This window comes from Shewanella sp. N2AIL (genome assembly GCF_022690845.1).
In the GTDB taxonomy this organism is placed as follows: domain Bacteria; phylum Pseudomonadota; class Gammaproteobacteria; order Enterobacterales; family Shewanellaceae; genus Shewanella; species Shewanella baltica.
In genome coordinates this window covers 1-19,912 of record NZ_JALBYT010000022.1, presented here as the reverse complement: position 1 = coordinate 19,912, position 19,912 = coordinate 1, and the positions used below count along the sequence as shown (strand labels likewise).

General features: G+C 46.4%; 15 protein-coding genes. 6 read left to right on the top strand and 9 right to left on the bottom strand.

Annotation, left to right across the window (positions count from 1 at the left end):
• Positions 1 to 151 precede the first annotated feature (151 nt).
• On the bottom strand, positions 152 to 1,594 hold the full coding sequence (locus MO387_RS13675; RefSeq protein ID WP_107949136.1) for a hypothetical protein: 1,443 nt from the start codon (positions 1,592 to 1,594) through the stop codon (positions 152 to 154).
• A 234-nt stretch (positions 1,595 to 1,828) separates the two neighbouring features.
• Between MO387_RS13675 and rihA the strand changes: the two genes are divergently transcribed.
• The 3 genes from rihA to azu all read left to right on the top strand — a co-directional run bounded on the left by rihA (position 1,829) and on the right by azu (position 4,533).
• Positions 1,829 to 2,785 (top strand): pyrimidine-specific ribonucleoside hydrolase RihA, encoded by a 957-nt coding sequence (gene rihA / locus MO387_RS13670; RefSeq protein ID WP_107949138.1) that lies wholly within the window; start codon positions 1,829 to 1,831, stop codon positions 2,783 to 2,785.
• 19 nt (positions 2,786 to 2,804) lie between these two features.
• On the top strand, positions 2,805 to 3,716 hold the full coding sequence (rbsK, locus tag MO387_RS13665; RefSeq protein ID WP_107949140.1) for a ribokinase: 912 nt from the start codon (positions 2,805 to 2,807) through the stop codon (positions 3,714 to 3,716).
• 340 nt (positions 3,717 to 4,056) lie between these two features.
• On the top strand, positions 4,057 to 4,533 hold the full coding sequence (gene azu, locus MO387_RS13660) for an azurin (RefSeq protein WP_106651603.1): 477 nt from the start codon (positions 4,057 to 4,059) through the stop codon (positions 4,531 to 4,533).
• Between the two features lie 99 nt (positions 4,534 to 4,632).
• On the opposite strand, the gene MO387_RS13655 is transcribed toward azu, so the two are convergent.
• Together MO387_RS13655 and MO387_RS13650 are read right to left on the bottom strand one after the other, a co-directional pair.
• A complete protein-coding gene (locus MO387_RS13655; protein ID WP_107949143.1) occupies positions 4,633 to 5,817 on the bottom strand; it encodes a DUF3103 domain-containing protein in 1,185 nt (394 codons plus the stop codon).
• A gap of 365 nt (positions 5,818 to 6,182) precedes the next feature.
• The gene (locus MO387_RS13650; RefSeq protein ID WP_006080221.1) at positions 6,183 to 6,485 is read right to left on the bottom strand and encodes a DUF3622 domain-containing protein; all 303 of its coding nucleotides are present in this window, start codon (positions 6,483 to 6,485) and stop codon (positions 6,183 to 6,185) included.
• Positions 6,486 to 6,855: 370 nt separating this feature from the next.
• On the opposite strand from MO387_RS13650, the gene MO387_RS13645 reads away from it, so the two are divergent.
• Positions 6,856 to 8,133 (top strand): glycerophosphodiester phosphodiesterase family protein, encoded by a 1,278-nt coding sequence (locus tag MO387_RS13645; protein WP_107949145.1) that lies wholly within the window; start codon positions 6,856 to 6,858, stop codon positions 8,131 to 8,133.
• Between the two features lie 86 nt (positions 8,134 to 8,219).
• Here MO387_RS13645 and MO387_RS13640 read toward each other — a convergent pair whose 3' ends face one another.
• A complete protein-coding gene (locus MO387_RS13640; protein WP_006080219.1) occupies positions 8,220 to 8,786 on the bottom strand; it encodes a phosphoribosyltransferase family protein in 567 nt (188 codons plus the stop codon).
• 290 nt (positions 8,787 to 9,076) lie between these two features.
• Positions 9,077 to 10,843 carry an alkaline phosphatase D family protein gene (locus MO387_RS13635; RefSeq protein WP_107949147.1) on the bottom strand — a complete coding sequence of 589 codons (1,767 nt, stop codon included), beginning with the start codon at positions 10,841 to 10,843 and terminating at the stop codon, positions 9,077 to 9,079.
• A gap of 255 nt (positions 10,844 to 11,098) precedes the next feature.
• On the opposite strand from MO387_RS13635, the gene MO387_RS13630 reads away from it, so the two are divergent.
• Positions 11,099 to 11,524 carry a CBS domain-containing protein gene (locus MO387_RS13630; protein ID WP_107949149.1) on the top strand — a complete coding sequence of 142 codons (426 nt, stop codon included), beginning with the start codon at positions 11,099 to 11,101 and terminating at the stop codon, positions 11,522 to 11,524.
• 59 nt (positions 11,525 to 11,583) lie between these two features.
• Here the strand turns inward: MO387_RS13630 and MO387_RS13625 are convergent, their stop codons facing one another.
• Positions 11,584 to 12,945 carry an MATE family efflux transporter gene (locus MO387_RS13625; RefSeq protein ID WP_107949151.1) on the bottom strand — a complete coding sequence of 454 codons (1,362 nt, stop codon included), beginning with the start codon at positions 12,943 to 12,945 and terminating at the stop codon, positions 11,584 to 11,586.
• A 531-nt stretch (positions 12,946 to 13,476) separates the two neighbouring features.
• Here MO387_RS13625 and MO387_RS13620 point away from each other — a divergent pair.
• Complete coding sequence (locus tag MO387_RS13620; RefSeq protein ID WP_107949153.1) at positions 13,477 to 14,394, top strand: alpha/beta hydrolase; 918 nt, start codon at positions 13,477 to 13,479, stop codon at positions 14,392 to 14,394.
• A gap of 83 nt (positions 14,395 to 14,477) precedes the next feature.
• On the opposite strand, the gene lgt is transcribed toward MO387_RS13620, so the two are convergent.
• The 3 genes from lgt to MO387_RS13605 all read right to left on the bottom strand — a co-directional run bounded on the left by lgt (position 14,478) and on the right by MO387_RS13605 (position 19,628).
• Entirely contained in the window at positions 14,478 to 15,257 is a 780-nt protein-coding gene (gene lgt, locus MO387_RS13615; protein ID WP_006080213.1) for a prolipoprotein diacylglyceryl transferase, read from the bottom strand.
• 212 nt (positions 15,258 to 15,469) lie between these two features.
• Positions 15,470 to 15,916 carry a hypothetical protein gene (locus MO387_RS13610; protein WP_006084117.1) on the bottom strand — a complete coding sequence of 149 codons (447 nt, stop codon included), beginning with the start codon at positions 15,914 to 15,916 and terminating at the stop codon, positions 15,470 to 15,472.
• Positions 15,917 to 16,127: 211 nt separating this feature from the next.
• Positions 16,128 to 19,628, bottom strand: a complete 3,501-nt coding sequence (locus MO387_RS13605) for an Ig-like domain-containing protein (protein WP_234420959.1) — start codon at positions 19,626 to 19,628, stop codon at positions 16,128 to 16,130.
• Between the last annotated feature and the right edge of the window lie 284 nt (positions 19,629 to 19,912).

The window sequence follows — 19,912 nt, the reverse complement described above, 5'->3', positions numbered from 1 at the left end:
AGAAAACACCCAGCATTCTAACGAAGAACCTTCGCTGAAAACAGTCAAAAAGTTATATTAACTGCCACTTTAAAAGAAATAATCACTATCACGACTTGAATAACAGGGAAATATCCCGTTTATCAGCACAATAGCGGCAAAGAGGTTAGTGCTATTCACTAAACAACCACATTTTCACTTCAGGTTTAGGCCTTTCCTGACTCAGAATCACCTGCCGTTGCTCTGGCGTTTCGCATTGGGCAACAGGGGTAAAATCCAGCGGCTTTATCACCAACGAATCGGCAGGCGGTAGCGGAGATTTAGCGAACATCTCGTTATTCATCGACCAAGAGACCCATTCCCCCTTTTCACTGATCCCGACATACCCCTCACCCGCCCTCGCTAACCAAGTTAATCGTGGAATACGCGCTATGAGCTTCTCAACATTGTCTAGGTTAGCCCTATAACCTACTGGCACGACTTTGCCGTCAGGACGGGTAAATACAAATGATGCCGAACCTGGGGTGATCTTGCTTCCCTCCTGCCAATACCGATTAAGAATATCTTGAGCATAGTGAAAACCATATAGATAGGCGTAGTCACTGTCATCGACCAGGATTTGCGGTACGGCATTGTCACGCAGCAACAAAAATCCCGTGCCAACACTGACAATACTGTTCACGCCTTTAATATCCGTTTGTTTGAGCCAATCGATACCACAGTTCGTTTCATTGCCCCAAAAGTGCGCCTCACCCGTTGGACTTAAGATTGCAAAAGCACAGCTATTTGACGTAATACTCGCGACATCCTGTAGCGCACTGCGAATAGGGTAAATATCGCTACTCTGCCCCCAAGTCACGACACTGCCATCCTTTTTCAAAGCGGCATAGGTCCCTTGGGTATACTCAACACGCACAACATCCATTAACTGCGGCAGCAGCTTTTTCATATTGGTTGAACGTTCAACTTGCCCCCAAATCACAGTGCTGCCGTCTTTTTTAAGAGCAGTAAAACTTCGTCCTTCAGCAAAAATATCCACGACATCAAACAGTTTATCCTGCACATGTTGGCTATTGCCGCCTTCGGGCCCATAACCCCAAGTGTGCACTTTTCCACTGGCATCGAGTGCGGCTACCGCCTCACGGTTGGCATAGAGTTTAGTGATGTTTGTCATACGGCTTTGCAGGGCTTTGTCGAGGCTCAGTTTCCCTGCTCGTCCCCAGTACACCACAGTGCCATCTTCACGCAGGGCGGCAAACCCCTCCTTTACAGGCACGACTTGTTTAACCTGTTTAAGCTCCGCAGTCACTTCGCGACTATCGCCGCCACTAAAGCTATTACCCCAAGTGACCACATCACCATTGGGGGTGATAGCAGCCACTGCCATATCATTTGTTACAACGGTATTTACTGCGGGTAAATCACAGGGAATATGACGATACTGCGGACTCGGTTTTTCCTTAAATTGGATGAGTTTACCGTTATCAAACTGCAGCAATGACTCGTTATTGCTTTCAATAATGGCCATAGGTTGAGGCTCGCTACAGCCAGAGATCTGCATGGCAACCATGCCCGCGAGTAAAGCCTTAGGCCAAGTGATTCGATGAGTGAGCATTACTTATTTCCTTGTATTTGCTTGGAGATGTCATTCAATGTTGTGCAGCAGACAGAGCGAAAATGGAATAACCCAACATCGCCTAATGTCAAAAATGGGCAGAATTCTAGCAGCTTGTTGATAAAAAGACGAAAATGCTCACAGTTTACTCTGCAAGTGCCCTCCACAGGCTAGCGCCTAACTTATGGCATGCTATTCTAAGCATCCAGTACCGCTGTTTAAAGGAGTAACAGTATGACTCGTCACATCATTCTTGATTGCGATCCCGGCCATGACGATGCTATCGCGCTGATCTTAGCCTTAGCTCACCCAGACCTCGTTCCCCTTGCCGTCACGACTAGCGCTGGCAATCAAACCCCAGATAAAACCCTCAACAACGCACTGCGGATCTTAACCCTGTTAAACCGTGGTGATATCCCAGTCGCGGGCGGTGCCACTAAGCCGCTAACACGTGAACTGATTATCGCCGACAATGTTCACGGCGAGACAGGACTCGATGGCCCAGCATTGCCTGAACCTAGCTTCAGCCCACAAGCCATAACGGCCGTTGAACTGATGGCGCAGCAAATCCGCCAAAGCACACAGCCAGTGACTTTAGTGCCCACAGGGCCGCTGACTAACATAGCCCTTTTACTGGCGAGTCATAGTGAGCTGCACCCTAAAATCGAACGTATTGTGCTGATGGGCGGCGCCGCGGATGTCGGTAATTGGACACCAGCTGCCGAGTTTAATATTTTTGTCGATCCCGAAGCCGCCGATATCGTCTTTAAGTCAGGCATTCCCATTACGATGTGCGGGCTCGATGTGACCCATCAAGCGCAAATCATGGATGAAGATATAGAACGGATTCGCGCCATCCCAAATCCAATTGCTCAGTGCGTCGCCGAGTTATTGGATTTCTTTATGATTTACCACAGAGATCCTAAATGGGGCTTCATTGGCGCGCCATTGCACGACCCTTGTACTATAGCTTGGTTGCTCAAACCTGAACTGTTTGAGGCACAAGATTGCTGGGTCGGGATTGAAACCCAAAGCGAGTTGACCTTAGGCATGACAGTGGTTGATCGCTATCAACTCACAGGCAAACCCGCCAATGCGACTGTGCTATTTGGGCTCGACAGACTCGGTTTTGTCGATTTACTGGTAGACAGTTTACGTGTCTATGATCCAACTTATCTCAATCGCAGATGAAAATAACAGTGAGTTTTCTATGAACCAGATACTCGTTATCGGCAGTGCAAATGCCGACCATGTGATGAAATTTGAGTACCTGCCCGCTGCAGGGCAAACCTTAATGAGCCGAGATTATCGCCTCGAACTGGGCGGCAAAGGTGCCAACCAAGCCGTCGCCTGCGCGCGCTTAGCCAAACCAGGCACCCGCACTGACTTTATCTGCCACCTCGGCCAAGACAGTATCGGCGATGATATGCGTCAAAGCTGGATTAAAGATGGCATTAGTACAGAAGGAATTAGCCAAATAGCGGAGCAGAGTACCGGTACCGCGATGATTTTTATCGGTGACAACGGTGAAAATACCATTGGTGTTGCTGCGGGTGCCAACGCCACTCTTTCACCCGATGATTTAGAAAATCACTATGCTCTGTTTTCCCATGCTCAATTCCTTTTGACTCAACTAGAAACGCCTGCAGCCACAGTGGCAAAAGCATTACAAATGGCCAAAAATCTTGGTGTGACGACGGTATTAAATCCCGCTCCAGCGACGGCACTTGGGCAAGACTGTCTCAAGTGGGTAGATATAATTACGCCTAATGAGACAGAAGCAGAAGCCTTAACAGGGGTTGAAATAAATCATCTCGATGATGCCCAAATGGCTGCGCAGCTCCTCCACCAGCAAGGTGTAGGGATTGTGGTGATCACTTTAGGCAGTCGCGGCGCATATATCAGCAGCCCAGGTTTTACAGGGCTAGTGCCCGCGCTTGAAGTGCAAGCCATAGACACAGTCGCCGCAGGAGATACTTTCAACGGCGCCTTAGTCGTTGGCTTGAGCGAAGGCATGTCGATTGCCGCCGCCGTGGGATTTGCTAATGCGGCCAGTGCCATTACTGTGACTCGCCAAGGCGCACAGCGTGCTATCCCCTATCGACAGGAGCTTTCGTACTAAAAAAAGTAAGCGACTTTGAGTTAGACGCCCTGAGTCATACTTTCTAAATTATCATTTATAAATCAAAGCTATAAATCAAAGCTATAAATCAAAGCCATTAATGATAATCCGCGAGTATTTAGTTGGTTCCAGCTAAGTACTCGCTCGTCTATGTGTACCGCAAGCGATTTTGCCGTTACAGAATTTTGCAGTCACAGAGAATGCAGTACTCAAACGAAAGTTGCATATACATAATTTACACGCTGATTTCATTCCCATTTAATGAAGATTGCTTATTCTGGTAGGCGCATGTCCGAGTCAAAAGGACTCGGCTACCCTTGTTCAACTAAGGAAGTACCAGATGAAAGCAAAAAGCACAGCTTTACGTAACGTGACCAGCACTAGCCTAATCGGCCTAGGATTATTATTCGCTAGCCAAGCGAGTGCCAACGAATGTGAACTGAAAATTGCCGCCACTGATGCAATGCAATTTGACACTAAAGAGCTGTCAGTACCTGCAAGCTGTAAAGAAGTGACCTTAACCTTAACCCACACAGGCACTTTGCCAAAAGCAGCTATGGGCCATAACTGGGTACTAACTAAGGCAGCCGATATGTCAGCCGTCGCAACTGAAGGTATGAGTGCCGGTCCTGATGCAGCCTATGTTAAAGCGGGTGATACTCGCGTTATCGCTCACACGCCATTAGTGGGCGGCGGCGAATCAACATCTATTACTTTTAGCACTGCTGGCATGAGCGCTACCGAAGCTTACCAATTCTTCTGCAGCTTCCCAGGTCACTGGGCGATTATGCAAGGTAGTTTCAAGCTAAAAGCTTAAGGTGAATGGCTTAGCCTAAAGTTAAGTGATAAAAACACAAAAGCGGATCTTAGGATCCGCTTTTACATTCCAGCCATTGCATTTAGCCGCAATAATTCATCAGGGCCTTGGTTGGATAACTAATGGCGCAAAGCTCGTCATCGCATTACCGTTAGCGCCATTCAAGTTAGGATATTCAACCCCTTCCAGTAAGGTGTAATACACGTCGACAAAGTCATCGTCATTGGTGAACCAAGCATCAGGCATCACACTTAAAATACCATTGGTGATTTGTGGGATCAGCGCATAACCCTGAGCTTCAGGATCGGGGATCGACTTTAAGATCTGCTCCGCCGCTTCCAACAACTTAGTGGCCAACACTTTATAGTTAGTGCCATCGTCATGCTCCATTAGGATCATGTCCGCAGCCGCCCAACGATAACGCTCCCAATGGATGATGATTTGATTCGGATAATAGGTCGTATCCGCATAATCTAAATAGGGCATTTCGACGATATCGAGCACAGGTTCTTCACGGCTCGGGTCAACCCCAGTCACTATGCCGTAAATCTCGGCACGACCAGAAATCCACGGCTCATGGTCATCCTTTAAGGATATTTGTTTGATCACTGTGGTTGAAATCGGCTTGTCTGCCACCGCCTGTGTTTGCGCACGGCTCAGTAGCGCGCCATCTTTTTTCGCCGATTGTGCTTCGGCAAATGTCGCCCGCATCACCTCTAAGCCAGCCACAAAGGCTTTTTTACTGTCGATACCGACCACAAACACCGGCTGCTGCGGTAGGTTATACACGTCTAATTGATGCACTTGTCCATGAATATCAAAGGCTTCAATATAATCCCACTGACGCTCGTCACCATCGGGCTCATAGGCAAATAAAGGAGACTCACCTTGCTGCCATGGGGTTAACATGGTTTCATCCGCCAGACGCACTTGCACCAGAGAATCTGCTTTGGCACTTAAGCCTTTCACTCGGCGAATCGACGCATCGGCTTTGGTGATCACATTATCATTGAGCCTATGCTGAGACAGAATGTCATCGGCATTTACTGCCAACTGATACTGGTTTATTTCAGTCTGTAAGATAGGCGCAAGCTGCGCATATTGATGGCTCAAATCTAACGCCAATGCCCGCTTAGTATTGGTTAACTGAGCTTGTGCATCCAAAGTCGAATCCTTTAGCGACGCCTGTAGCAAGCGTAACGCCTCTCCATCTAAGGCTTGGCCATAACTCATGGTTGCCGAAGCCGACAAACACAGCAATAAACTGGATTGAAGTAGTTTCATAGGTGTTCCCTTACCTTAATAAAATTAAACGTGTGTTCGAATTCTCTACATATGAGCACAGACCCGAATCCAAGTAAACCAAATGATAATAATTATCGTTATTTATTAATGGTATAGAATACGCAATAACGCTGAAACTCGCTAAAAACAAGACTATAGCGATAACGGCTCTCAATCGACCAAAACGTGCGGAGTGAACAGGAAAAATGAGTTGATAAGCTCAAAGAGGTTGAGCGACAAAAACACAAAAGGCGGATCCTAAGATCCGCCTTTTGTTATTTATAGCCAGAGTGACGTTTCAGAACGCGTCATGCGCGCCCTAACAATCACACTAGCTTGATAAGACAATACTGAACGAATGAGTGTTACTCTTCGTCGAAATCATCTTCATCAAGATCTTCGGCATCGGTTGCCGCTTCAGCCGCTAATGCTGCCGCTAATTTTGCTTTAGCTTGTTTCTCTGAACGACGTTTGTTGCGCTCAGTTAACGTGCCTAAAAACACTTGTAATTCAGTCAAGCCCCAAGCTTGCGCTTCGGCTTCGGTCGCAAAACCATCATGGCTCTTAGACACAACTGTTTTAGTTGATGTCATGCGACGAGTGATTTCAGTTTTCCAACCTTTGTCGCCCTGTGTCACGCGAAAATCGTATTTTTTGCCCTTGCTCATTCTGCTCTATTTCCTAAATGATGCTTGTCACGTTTGTCTTATCAAGCGAACCAAACGCTCATCATAAAACAAAAGGAGCGCAGTGTACTTGATTTCGGCCCAGAAAGATCGCCCAGATGAAAATATTCATGCCAGTTTCATCGACTCGCCCAGTGGAGTCAATTCTCAAGTCTAAAACAACACTGCGCATATATCCCGCTCATCCTCTATCGATGGCTGTTTATCGCTAGCTAGCGTGCTTTAGATAATCGTCGTGCAAACGGTATATATTCTTGTTTATGTCATAAAAATTGGCTTTTTCAGTCACATTAACACTTTAGAGTTTCTGATTAATATTAATAATTTACATCATTACTCATAGGTAAATCTGATGAAACTACGCCCTATTTCGTCGCTCTCACTCGGCCTGTTAATTGCCACCAGCGCTTTATTAGCTGGTTGCAATAGTGACGATAACAACACAGAAGTCACGCCACCTGCCAGCAAACCTGTTCCAGCTCAAGTGGGAGAAAGACCTTTATTCCTCGTGCGTCAAATGCAAGACAGCACACTTAAAACCCGCTTAGAACAATGCACCACTGACAATTTTTATCGCAGCGAGTTTTCCATCGGTCACCGTGGCGCACCAATGCAATTCCCTGAGCATACAAAGGAATCCTACCAAGCTGCTATCGATTCGGGCGCTGGCATAGTTGAATGTGATGTCACCTTCACCGCCGATAAAGCCTTAGTGTGCCGCCACTCACAGTGCGATCTTGCCAGCACGACCAACATTTTAGCCGTGCCTGAACTGGCTAATAAATGTTCGAGCCCATTCACTCCAGCCGATGCAGCCAATGGCGTCAGTGCATCGGCGACCTGTTGCACCAGCGATATCACCCTCGCCGAATTTAAAACCCTCAAGGGTAAGATGGAAGGCAGCAATCCTAAAGCGACCACTGCGGCCGAATTCATCAATGGTACTCCAAACTGGCGCACCGATCTCTACGCTGGCAATGGCACCTTGATGACCCACGCCGAAAGTATTGAAATGTTTAAAAAAGCTGGTGTGAAGATGACGCCAGAGCTCAAAGCCGCCAGCGTATCTATGCCATTCGATGGTTTTACTCAGCAGGATTACGCACAAAAAATGTTAGATGAATACACGGCGGCAGGCGTCGATGCTTCGCAAGTATTCCCTCAATCATTTATCTTAGATGACATCAAATATTGGGTTGCCAATGCACCTGAGTTTGCGAAACAAGCCGTATTTCTCGATGACAGATACGATTATAACAGCGCTTTCGATCCGCAAAACTCTGCCACTTGGTCACCATCAATGGCGGATTTGAAGACCCAAGGCGTCGAAATTATCGCACCGCCACTCTGGGTTTTAGTCGCCTTAGATGCGGACAAAAAGATCATCCCTTCGGAATACGCTAAGGCCGCCAAAGGCGCTGGGCTTAAGATCATCACTTGGTCGCTGGAACGTTCTGGATTATTAAAAAATGGCGGCGGCTTTTACTATCAAAGCATTACCGAAGCGATAGATAACGAAGGCGATACCTTTGAATTACTTGATGTACTGGCGAAAGATGTCGGCGTGATTGGAGTGTTCTCCGACTGGCCCGCCACAGTGACTTACTATGCTAACTGTATGGATTTATAAGTCATCGATATAGAAAAAAAAATGCGTTAACGATTAATCGTTAACGCATTTTTTTATTGCGAAAATAATCTATATCTCGCCGCGAGCTATTTAAACAGGTGCTGGATATTCTTTAAATCGCCCTTGCCTTCGGCAATTTCTTCCGGCGTTAAACCTGTGACTTCATGCGGGAACACTAACCAGTCTTCAGAGGCATGGATGTAATAGTCAGGCTTTAAAGGCACGGCGGTATTTTTGGGCTTGTAATAAGGGCAAGCGATACGGATATCGGTTGGCATATTCAGGCGCATCAACTGACCGAGTTTTTCTTTTAATGCATGGATACTGCGGCCAGAGTCAAACACATCATCCACAATCAATAAACCGTCGCTTGCGTTCGCATTTTCAACGATGTAATGCAGGCCGTGAACTTTGATTTCTTTGCTTTGCTTGTCGGTACCAATCCCATAATAGGAAGAAGTACGCACGGCAATGTGATCGGTTTCAACTTGTTTAAAGTCGAAAAATTCCTGTACCGCGATCCCGATTGGAGCGCCGCCACGCCAAATACCCACGATAAACTGCGGACGAAAGCCACTCTCATACACTTGCGAAGCTAATAAAAATGAATCTTCCAGCAATTGCTGCGCGGTAACAAAATACTTTTCTGACATGACACAGTCCCCATCACATTGATTTTATTCTTAGGTCGTTAAAGCAAAAGCTTATGACCCCTGTAAGGTCTGTTCGGCGGGTAAAGGTTCCCAAAACACTAAAACAGCTTTGCCTTAGCAAGTGTAGGCAGCCGCCGAATTTTGGGAGCGAATTTTATACCAAAAAAATGCGATGTGCTGCAGTAATAGTAAGAACTTGCGTGACAACAGACATTTATTTTACCTTTTTAGGCAAAAGCAACAAAAAGGCCACCCTAAGGTGGCCTAAAAACAGCAAATAAATACCTGCGTTAAACGATAGGGATAATCACATGCTCGCCCACTTTTGCCTTGGCACTATAACCACGTGCCGTTGCCGCTTGGAAATCCTTCGATAGAATGGTATCCACATAATGCCAGTCGCTGCGCACCTCATCAGCGGTGAAAGTGAGCGTCATAAAGCCGCGATCTCTTAAGTTAGCGTACTTAAGATCTGGCACTAACTCGACGATCGCCGCCTCAGTCGCAGGGATCTGCTCAGCTGGCAGATTCAAATAGTACTCAAGACCTGGTGAAGACACTGAGCTGGTCGCAAACTCCACCCCAACGGTATCGCCATTCACATCTTTAAGCTCGTTAGCCCAGGCATTATGGGTATCACCCGCAATCACGACTAGGTTGAGGTTTTTCGATTTAGCCGTACCTAAAATCACCTCACGCTCATAGGCATAACCGTCCCAAGCATCTAAGTTGTATGGAATGGCCGGTAATTGCAGCAGTGCGATAACTTCTGGGGTTAATAAGGCTTGATTAGCTTGAAGATATTGCAACTCTTGGGCGGTCAGCGTGGGATCATTTGCCGCCGCACGCGCTGCTAACTTAGCTAACGCACCTAACATGGCATATTGGGGAATGCTCATCTGCTGAGTCGCAATCGCCGCCGGCAATGACATCTTGCCCATCAAAATCTGTTGCCCTAACACCTGCCACTTGCCCGTTGCTTGCAGCAGAGTGCCCTGCAGCCATAACAATTGCGTCAGACCCAGCATAGTGCGAGTGGTCGAAGTCACATCGGCAAGGAAACGCTCACCCGCAAACGAACCCGTTGTGGGATCCATATAGTCGGCATAATCGAGCTGTTTATCACGGGCCAATACACGGGTATCGAGCATGTGCAGGTCGACAAGATTGCCGTAACTGAAGCTGCGGTAAATCTCTTCATGGTTCCCTTCGCGCCATGGACGAATAGGCAGCCACTCGAAATAGGCTTGCAGTGCCGCTTCTTTGCGGACGGCAAAATCGCCTTCGCCTTCGTTATGATTCTCAGCGCCATCACGCCAAGTATCGTTGGCCACTTCGTGGTCATCCCATACCGTGATAAAAGGCACTTTCGCGTGTAACTTTTGCAGGCTCGCATCGGTATGGTACTGACCATAACGGGTGCGATAATCGCCCAACGTCAGCAACTCAGTGGCCGGTAAGACTTCTCGGCCAAGCTCTGCAGCATGCTCACTGGCATAACCGCCACGGGCATATTCATAGATGTAATCGCCTAAATGCACCACGGCATCTAAGTCATCCTGCGCCGCCGCTAATTCATAGACGTTAAAGTATCCAGCTGGAAAGTTCGCACAGGACATCACCGCCAATTTGACAGAACTCACATCGCCCTCAGGCAGAGTACGGGTTTTACCCACGGCTGAGGTTTTGTCACCTGTCATAAAGCGGTAAAAATAGTTTTGGCCAGCACGTAAGCCGCGGGCATCAATCTTAACCGTGTAGTCACGGCTTGCATTAGTGACCATCTCACCCGTAGTCACTAATTGACTAAAGGCCGCATCGCTTGCCACTTGCCAGCTCACTTTTACATCGCCCTCAGACTCAGGCGTGACACGGGTCCAAAGGATAACAGCGTCAATAGCAGGATCGCCACTGGCAATCCCATGTAAAAATTGTGCAGGTACAGAATTATCATCATTACTATCACTACAGCCCATCAAGCCGTAAGAGATCACAGCAACGCCAACACCTTTGGCCGACATAGCCAAAAAGTCACGACGAGTTACGGTACGATTCATTATTATTATTCCTTGTTAGAAAAGGCTTCACTGGTATGAGGTCTAATGAGACCCCGATTGTGAGACATCACTGTTACACATTTGTGACATCTTTGTCAGCCTTTTATGATTTCTATCAATTCAAATACTTATACTGAATGGCGTACTTTATTTAAGCAGGGCTGGCGCAGCGAACAAGGAAGCTGCTAACATCGGTGCAGGCTAACGCAGCGTGTTAAATGCACGCCTAAGAATGGCAAGAAAAGGAATTTAACAATGAAAGTCAGCGATATTATGAGTGATCAAGTCATCTGCATCAGCGATGGCGCCAGCTTGAAAGATGCCCACCATCTGATGCAAACCCGTGGCGTACGCCACTTACCTGTGATTTCTGAAATTGATGGCACCCTCGTTGGCGTACTCACCCATAAAAAGATGATCGCCAGCGTGATGACTATGTTGAATAAATACGGCCAAGGCGCGCTCGATCGTAAGGAGCGATACACGCCGATCACAACCGTGATGGACCAAGACTTTCAGCATCTTACCGCCGACGAACCTTTAACTGTGGTGGTGGAATATTTTATCGAAAACAAACTCGGCTGCTTGCCCGTTGTCGATGTCGATAAAAAGGTGCTCGGTATCGTCACATCATCGGACTTTATCAAGCTGTGCCGTACCTTGTTGAAGCAGCAAAGTTAAGCTTATCAAACAAAAAGCGCAGCCTATGTTTGCTGCGCTTCCAATTCACCTCACCAAAACTACACTGCAGTCGCAGCGGGTATGCGAGTAAAACGTTGCCAACGGCACGAGCGCCAGCGATACACCATAATCAGGCCGCGGATCCATTCATCTGCCGCAACTGCCAGCCAAGCGGCGAGTACGCCATAGCCTAAGTGAAGGCCAAAGAACCAAGCCAATAATACCCCTATGCCCCACATGCTAAAGAGGCCAACCCGCACTGGGAACGCCACATCACCCGCCCCTTTTAATGCCGAGATAATCACCAGATTAAACACCCGCCCCGTTTCAAGCGCGATAGAACCTGCCAGTAATAACGCCGTCAGTTGGATGACTTCCTCGTTCTCACTTAACCAGCCAACAATAGTGAATCGCTGCCAGTAGAAGACTAAGACTATGGCCAGCGAAGCGATAAACCCCACCAGACAGTAACGTTGCACTCTCGCGGTGATTTCATCGAACCATTGTTTGCCAACATAGTATCCGGTCTGAATTTGCGTCGCCTGCCCGAGCGCCACCGCAAAGCAATAAATAAACCGGCTGATGTTTAATCCATAGGTATAAGCCGTGAGCGATAAAGTCCCCATTTGACTGATAAAATAGATGATGGTCATCTGCGCCACATTGTAAGACAACATCTCACCGGCATTGAGTAGACCGATACGCATCACACTCCAATAGGTGCTGCGCGGTAATAATTTAAGCCGTTGCAGTGGCAGCGGGATCTTTTTATAGCGGATCACCATCAGCATGATCACAGCGCCGATGATCTGGCTGGTGACGGTGGAAATTGCCACCCCTGTTACCCCATAAACAGGCAAGTCAAAGGGAGAATACAGGGCAATATAGTTACCGATAACGTTCATCAAGCCTGTGCTTGAGGTGACTAACATGGCCGAGCGGGTAAAGCCGTAACTCCTTAAAATCGCGGCAAAAGCGATGTTCATGACCAAGCCTATACTCAAGCTGCCGCAAATCACTAAGTAGTCATATCCAAAGCCCGCCACATCGTGTTCAAGCGCAAACAGGCCGATAATCCCCTTGGCGCCGAAGAACATAGAGGCGCCCATGATCAAGGCGAGCCCTAAACTTAATGCGACACTTGCCACCCCGATATCGACAGCCTGTTGCGACTGGCCTGCGCCATTGTTCTGGCTAATCAAAATGCTCGCACCTGTGCTCACCATCATGGACATGACCATCATGAAGAACATCAGCTGAGTCGTGAGTCCCACCGCTGCAACCGCATTATCGGAATAGTGGCTGAGCATAAAAATGTCGCTGATCCCAAGCAGTGATTGCAGCAAGGTCTCGACAAAAATCGGCCAAGTGAGGGCAACTATGCTCATGCGTTGTTGCAATGTTTTGGGTGCTTTAGCCACGAAGAATTCCTGCAAATAGAGTACGGATAACGATGTGAGCGCTGGCTCAATGTCGCTCAAACGGTATCTTGGCAACCTATATTTTAGCCAAGAGACTGAAAGCAACTTTCACAAATAGACAACCTAGTGCTAACTAACACACAATCAGGCGGAAATTTAAGCGCATCCAGCCTAATGGTCAATTGAGTTGGTAATTTTCTTACAAGTCGCCATACAACTCAATCTGTAATATTGAAAATATGCCGACTGCAACCGTATTCATTAATGAGTTGATGGCAGAGCTAAAAACAGGACTCATCACAGTGTGTGAATTTAGGCTAACAAGCATCTAATCAATGAGTACAGAGCCAGAGTGCGCACAACAATCTGAGCAAAAACAAATTGAGCAAAAATAGTTACTGGCAGAAATCATGTCAATGCTGCTAATCCGCTATTGCTTCTCATCACTGCGGCTACCATTTCAATTAAACTGCCGATAAACTCAGCCCATTGCAGAACTGCTAAGCACACTGAAAAATGAGGGAAGATTAAATGAGCCAACTCTATTTAGAAGAGGGAATTAAACAATTGGTTAGCGAGTTTATCACGGCGGGTTGTCCATCGGTGCGAGAGCAGACCATTGAGCAACGTAGACAAGGTTATATCGCCGGCACGGTACTCGCAGGTGAAGCGGAAGACGTGTTCGAGGTGCGCGCAGTTTCCATCGATGGCGCAGAATTAACCCTGTTCAAACCCTCTGCGGCAAACGATTTACCCGTTGTCATTTACTACCATGGCGGCTGTTTTGTCAGTGGCGGCGTTGAAACCCACAATCAACAACTGCGTAAACTTGCTAATGATGCTGGCGCACTGGTGATTGCGGTGAGCTATCGTCTCGCCCCTGAACATGTTTACCCCGCTGCCCACGACGATGCCTGCCATGCCGCCGAGGTCATTTATGAGCATTGCCAACAATGGGGTGGCGATAAAACCAATATCACCCTGATGGGCGACAGTGCTGGCGGCCATTTAGCCCTAGTCACTTGCCTACGTTTAAAAGCCAAAGGGCAATGGTTGCCACAAAAACAAGTGCTTATCTATCCAATGCTCGATGCCACTGCTAAAAGCCAAAGCTATAGCGACAATGGCGAGAAATATATTATTACCCGCGATACCTTACTCACTGGATTTGATCTGTATTTAGATTGGCACCCCAGAACCGATGCCGAAGCCAGTCCGCTGCGAAGCACTGACCTAGCGGGACTGCCCGAAACCCATATCATCACCGCAGAATTTGATCCGCTCGTCGATGAAGGAGAACAGCTATTTAGGCATCTATTAGAGGCTGGCGTGAATGCCCACTGCCGCCGCTATCTTGGGGTGATCCATGGATTCTTCCAACTCTCGGGAGTGAGCCGCTCCGCACGGGATGCCATGGTGCAAGTGAGCAATATAGTGAAGACAGCCTAACGTCATCCTTGATGATTAATTCCTTCATAAAAAAGGCTTTCTATCTAGATAGAAAGCCTTTTTAAACCGTTTGATATTCTGACTTAAACGGCTTTCTTTCGATACGCCAAAAACAACAAGACTATACCTACGGCTAAAAACGGTAAGCTGAGAAGTTGCCCCGCACTTAGCACAGATTCAGAGTAAGCCGCTTGGCTGACTTTAATCGATTCAATCGCAATTCGCGCACTAAACACCGACACCAGAAACAAGCCAAAAATCGCGCCATGCCGTTGTTTAATCTGCGTAAATTGATACAGAGCATAAAGCGCGACAAAGATAGCCAAATAGGCAAAAGCCTCATAAAGCTGCGCCGGATGCCTTGGCAACATATCAACACGGGCAAATATAATGCCCCAAGGTTGTGTTGTTGGATCGCCTAAAATCTCTGAGTTGGCAAAGTTCGCCATACGCACAAAAAAGCCAAAAATGGCGGTGGCGATCGCGAGTCTATCCAACAAAAACAGGAAGGGCAGCTTCACTTTGCGTTGGTAATAATACAGCGCCAGAATCGCCCCTAAACCCCCACCGTGGCTGGCGAGTCCACCTTCCCAAATCGCCAAAATCTTAAGCGGATGGGCAAAGTAATAAGCCGGATCGTAAAAAATACAATGGGCTAAACGCGCGCCCACTATGATGCCAACCACACAATAAATCAGTAGATTATCAAGGGACTCGACATCGAGGTTTTCCTTGATATAAATCCGCTTCATCACCTGAAAACCGGCAGTGATAGCAACAGCAAACAAGACTCCATACCAATGTATTTTTAGTCCCATAAACGAGATTAATACAGGATCGAGCTCCCACACTAAGTGTTCCAAATTCAATTACTCCTAACACTTGGTACATAGAGGTACGCCAAAAAGCCTGTTTTACGTGGTTAAACGCCAATAGACAAGCCTTGTCGCGGGGATATCTTACTATTGAGCCAAATTTAACGACACTGAGTAGCGTTTTACGGCTGAAAGGTATAATTACGGTCAGCTCGGCTGACCACGCCAAACAGACCACAGGCGTTAACTTTGAGTACTCGCTACAACTGACCTATTTCCTTACGCCAGATCCCCTTCTCCTGTGCTTCAGTCAATTTCAGTTTGGCGAAATACCGAGTCACAAAAAAGCTAATGGGAATAGATGATAAGGCAAGAGCTTCAAAGTTATACAGGGTCATGACGGCAATGCCATTGGTTAGTAGCCCAATCACACCCACCATGTTTGCATACTTACTCTCATAGATTTTCCCAAACTTGCAGGCCAAGTAACCAATAACGGCCGCAGGAACAAAGAGCATCCAATAAAACACTAACCCATTCCAAACAAAGAGAATAAGTAAGGCTAAACCTAAGAAAACACCAAGTAATGCCCCTAGAAATGCCTTTTTAGGTGATTGGTTTTTAACAAGATCTTCATAAGCTTGCTTTGCCTGTTCATCTATAAACTTGCGATACGACTCGCTTTCACCCTTTCCCTTACGCGCCATTTAACTCACCAAATTGCTGTATTTAAGACAAAAAATTGGCCTATTTTGCTAGAAAATAACATCTTTGTCGCGCTGTTTTGAATAGCAAACACGCGGAGCTGGAAGGTAAAGCTTTCACTTTAAATACTGAACCTCAAACCGAGTTGACTGAATTTAAGAAAATAAAAAAGCAAGCGGTTAAGCTTGCTTTTTTATTGCGCACTATGCCGTCTTATTTAACTCGACGGCGGCTAAACGCTAATGGTGCAAGTAGCAATGATAGCCATGACAAGCTACCACCTGAAGAACCTTCTTTTTCAGGTTCTACCGGCGCTTGACCTTCACCATTGATCGTCACTGTAACAGATGCCTTCATTTCAGCATCACCATCTGAGATGGTATAACTAAAAGTCTCTGTTGCAGATTGACCTTGATATAGATGACCAAATTGTCCATTAGGGCTATAAGTCACAGTACCATCATTGTTATTGGTGACCTTGCCCTTTAAAGAGCCAACATCAATAGCTGTGATAGTAAGCGTGTCTCCATCAACATCGGTATCATTTGCAAGTAAGGCAATTTGTATGTTGCCCGACTTAGTCGTTACCGCTGTGTCAGCGACAGCAACAGGAGCCGCATTAAGACCAACAACACTAATAGTCACTTCAGTTGTGCTTGTCGCGCCAATTTCATCTGTGATGGTGTAACTAAAGATTTCATTGGCCGTTTCACCTTTGGCCAAATCATTAAACTGACCGTTAGGATCGTAGATAAACGTACCATCGCCATTATCTGTCAGCTTACCTTTCAGGCTAGCTTGTTTAGCCGTGAGGGTAAAAGTATGACCATCGGCATCAGTGTCATTCGTTAACGGCGATATTGTAACAGTCGCATTCTCATTGACACTGATAGCATCAGGCGTTGCTGTTGGCGGTGTATTAATTTTAACACTGACATCAACTGTAGCTTCAGCAAAGCCACCTTTGTTATCGGTAATGATGTAAGCAAAGCTATCTAATACGGTTGAGCCTGGCGTTTCATTTGCAAAGGCACTACCTGAGTCATAACTGATAACATTGCCCGAAACCGCAACAGTCCCCTTAGTAGATCCAGTAGTAACGCTATCGATCACTAAAGTATCACCATCTGCATCCGTATCATTTGCCAAAGGTGAAATTGTCACTTTTTGGCCAGCCCAAATTGTCATAGCATCCGAGTTGGCTACTGGCACATTGTTCGGCGGGACGTCAGTGTTTAAAGGCTCACCCGCACTCACTTGGTATCCTCCCGTAACAGCTGTGTCATCTTCGTGGCTAACGACAACATATAAAGTCGATTCCAATTCAGACTTAGCTAGCTTTGAAAATACATAGTTTGTCGCTGATGGATTTGTTGCTAGGGTAACATTATCAACAATTGTCGTAGACGCGTCTGATTTGTAAACGGTTAACTTTGGCTTCATACCTAAGCTGGAGTCTGTCACACGTACAACGAGGTCTTTGCTCATATCTATATTTTCTAAGACATAGAAATCAAGATCGCCAGCACTGTCAATCACTCCATTGATACCAGCATTGGTCGTATCGAGTTTAATTGCGGTGATATAGCTACCATCACTGTCAAAATAAGGCACATTGCTCACAACCAATGAGGTTTTCGCAATACGTACAAAATTCTCCGTTATGGCAGGTAAAGCTTCTTGTACTGGCTCAGAGCCGTCTAATGTGGGTGTAAATAGGCCTGTGGCAGTATATTTAGCCTTGCTTTCTTTGTTATCAACATTCACTTCGACTTGATAAATACCATTCTGATTGTATGGTGCAACGGCGGAGTAAATACCATCACCTGCAACCGCATCACCGCCTTGGCCATTATCAAACATTTCCAAGTTGGTCGTGTTGTCCATTGGGTCCTTGATCGTAGCGATGACATTAGCACCAGTGATAAGTTTATCTTTGGTTAACGCAGTCGTTAAAATCATCGGGCTTGGGTAACTTACAGCATTACCAGCAAATCCCTCAACAGAGACAGTATAACTTCCCGCTAGACTTGGCTCTGCACTGACATTGACCGTCGCATCTAGCGCACGATTTGCATTTGTGTTTATTAACTCAAGTTGCCACTCACCATGACCAAGTGAGGCAACAAGACTATTAGGGACATTGACGCTACAAGATTGCCCTCCAGACACAGGTAAACAATCGAAAGTTACGCCATTGACATTATGACCTGAAGCATCTTTTAGCGTGAGTTGCAGGTCAGAAGCGCCGCCTTTATGGTTTACGAAAATATTGACATTATCTAAACCAGAATCGATATAAATACTCTGGGTTGCACCCGTGCCACTTGCAATATTAAGCGTTGATGACACTAAGTTTTGGTTATCAGTGGCAATGGCATTTGCTTGTAAAAAAGCATCGATAATTTCCGCGAGTGTTGTTGGTGAAGAAAAGTATTTTCCACCGGTAGCATTGGCCATTGTCACTAAGGGACCCGTTGGAGAAGCTGAGCCATAACCGAAACTAAAAATTGGTACATTAGCATTTTGATAGGCAGTGATGACCGAGGATTCTGATTTTATAGAATTATTATCGTCACCATCAGCAAGCACAAAAACGACACCTGGTGCGCCACTTGCCGCCGAAGCCTGATAAGCCGATAAATTATCAAGTGCTAACTGACTGCCATCGAACAATGCCGTTGAACCATAGGCATAAATATTATCAATTGCACCTTTCAAAGCTTGTTTAACACCGTTATCTGGCTTGGGCAATTTTTGCATCGCAAAATCTTGCTCAACACTCGAACGGCCTGAGAATGAAACTAATCCCATCGCAGTACTGCCTTCAGCAGTCGCATCAACAAGTATTTTAGCGGCTTGCTTGGCGTTATCGATAGGTGAACCAGACATGCTACCCGAACGGTCCATGACAATCTGCATATCGATATCGCCTTCAACCCAAACAAAATCAAGCTGATCACGACAACTAAACTGCGCTGCGGGTAACTCTTTCTTTACCGGATTATTAGCATCTGGCGCATTATTCGCCAAAGTAGTATATCGAGTACGAGTTGGCTGAGCCGTTTTCCGCCCAGATTTAGGGTCGTCTTTAACGTCTTGAGTAAGTACTTCCCAAGCACTCTTACCATACACTCGTCCCTGTGCGGTACGGTTTACATCACCAATATTAATCGCAGTTGAATGATTCAACCATTTCATATCACCGTTTCTTGCTTGCCATTGATTACTCATGATGGAATCAGTAGCCACGTCAGTGGTGAGCGTTGCATTAGCTGCACCGGAAACCGCGTTACCTTTATACTCGTCATACACACCATAGGCGTAGTGTCCCCACTCGTGGGCCAAGGTGTAGCCAGAGCCCAGGGTATCGGTGAGCATATTGTGATCTTTGCCTTGCCCTGCACCATTTGGAAAAACATCTCCAAACCAAATATGCATACCATTGGCGCCAAAGCCCGCAGTATTTGCTCGCGGCCATTCACGCTCGCCCCAAATAATGTCAGATTTAGATCTATGCTTATTTTCTCTGAAAATACTTATCTTTCCGAGCTTATGTTCACCGTTCGATTGCTCACATACCCCATCGGCAAAATAACCCAATATTTCCTCGTAGGCTTTCTGATCACTCCCTTCAGGATTATTGTGCAAAGACACAGTAATATCGAATACAGCGTTAGAAGAATCAGAAGTCATCACTGAAACTGATTGCATATGGTTTGCTGATACAATGGATTTGTCTTGCTGTTCAGTGACAGTATTGACCCGTGATAACCAACTGTTTGCAGCTATAGCTGAGCTAGATGTTAAAGCGAGCCCCACACAAATGGCGACCTTGCTCAAGTTATTTTTTTGTATCACTTCATATCTCCCCCCTGTGTCAGGATTGTTGTCACCCCTAAATAATCATTATGTTTAAAGACAGGGTGCGGCAAAAGAGAACGATATGGCTCGGTATTCACCAGAACGTAAAGAGGCGATCCTTAAAAAATTATTAC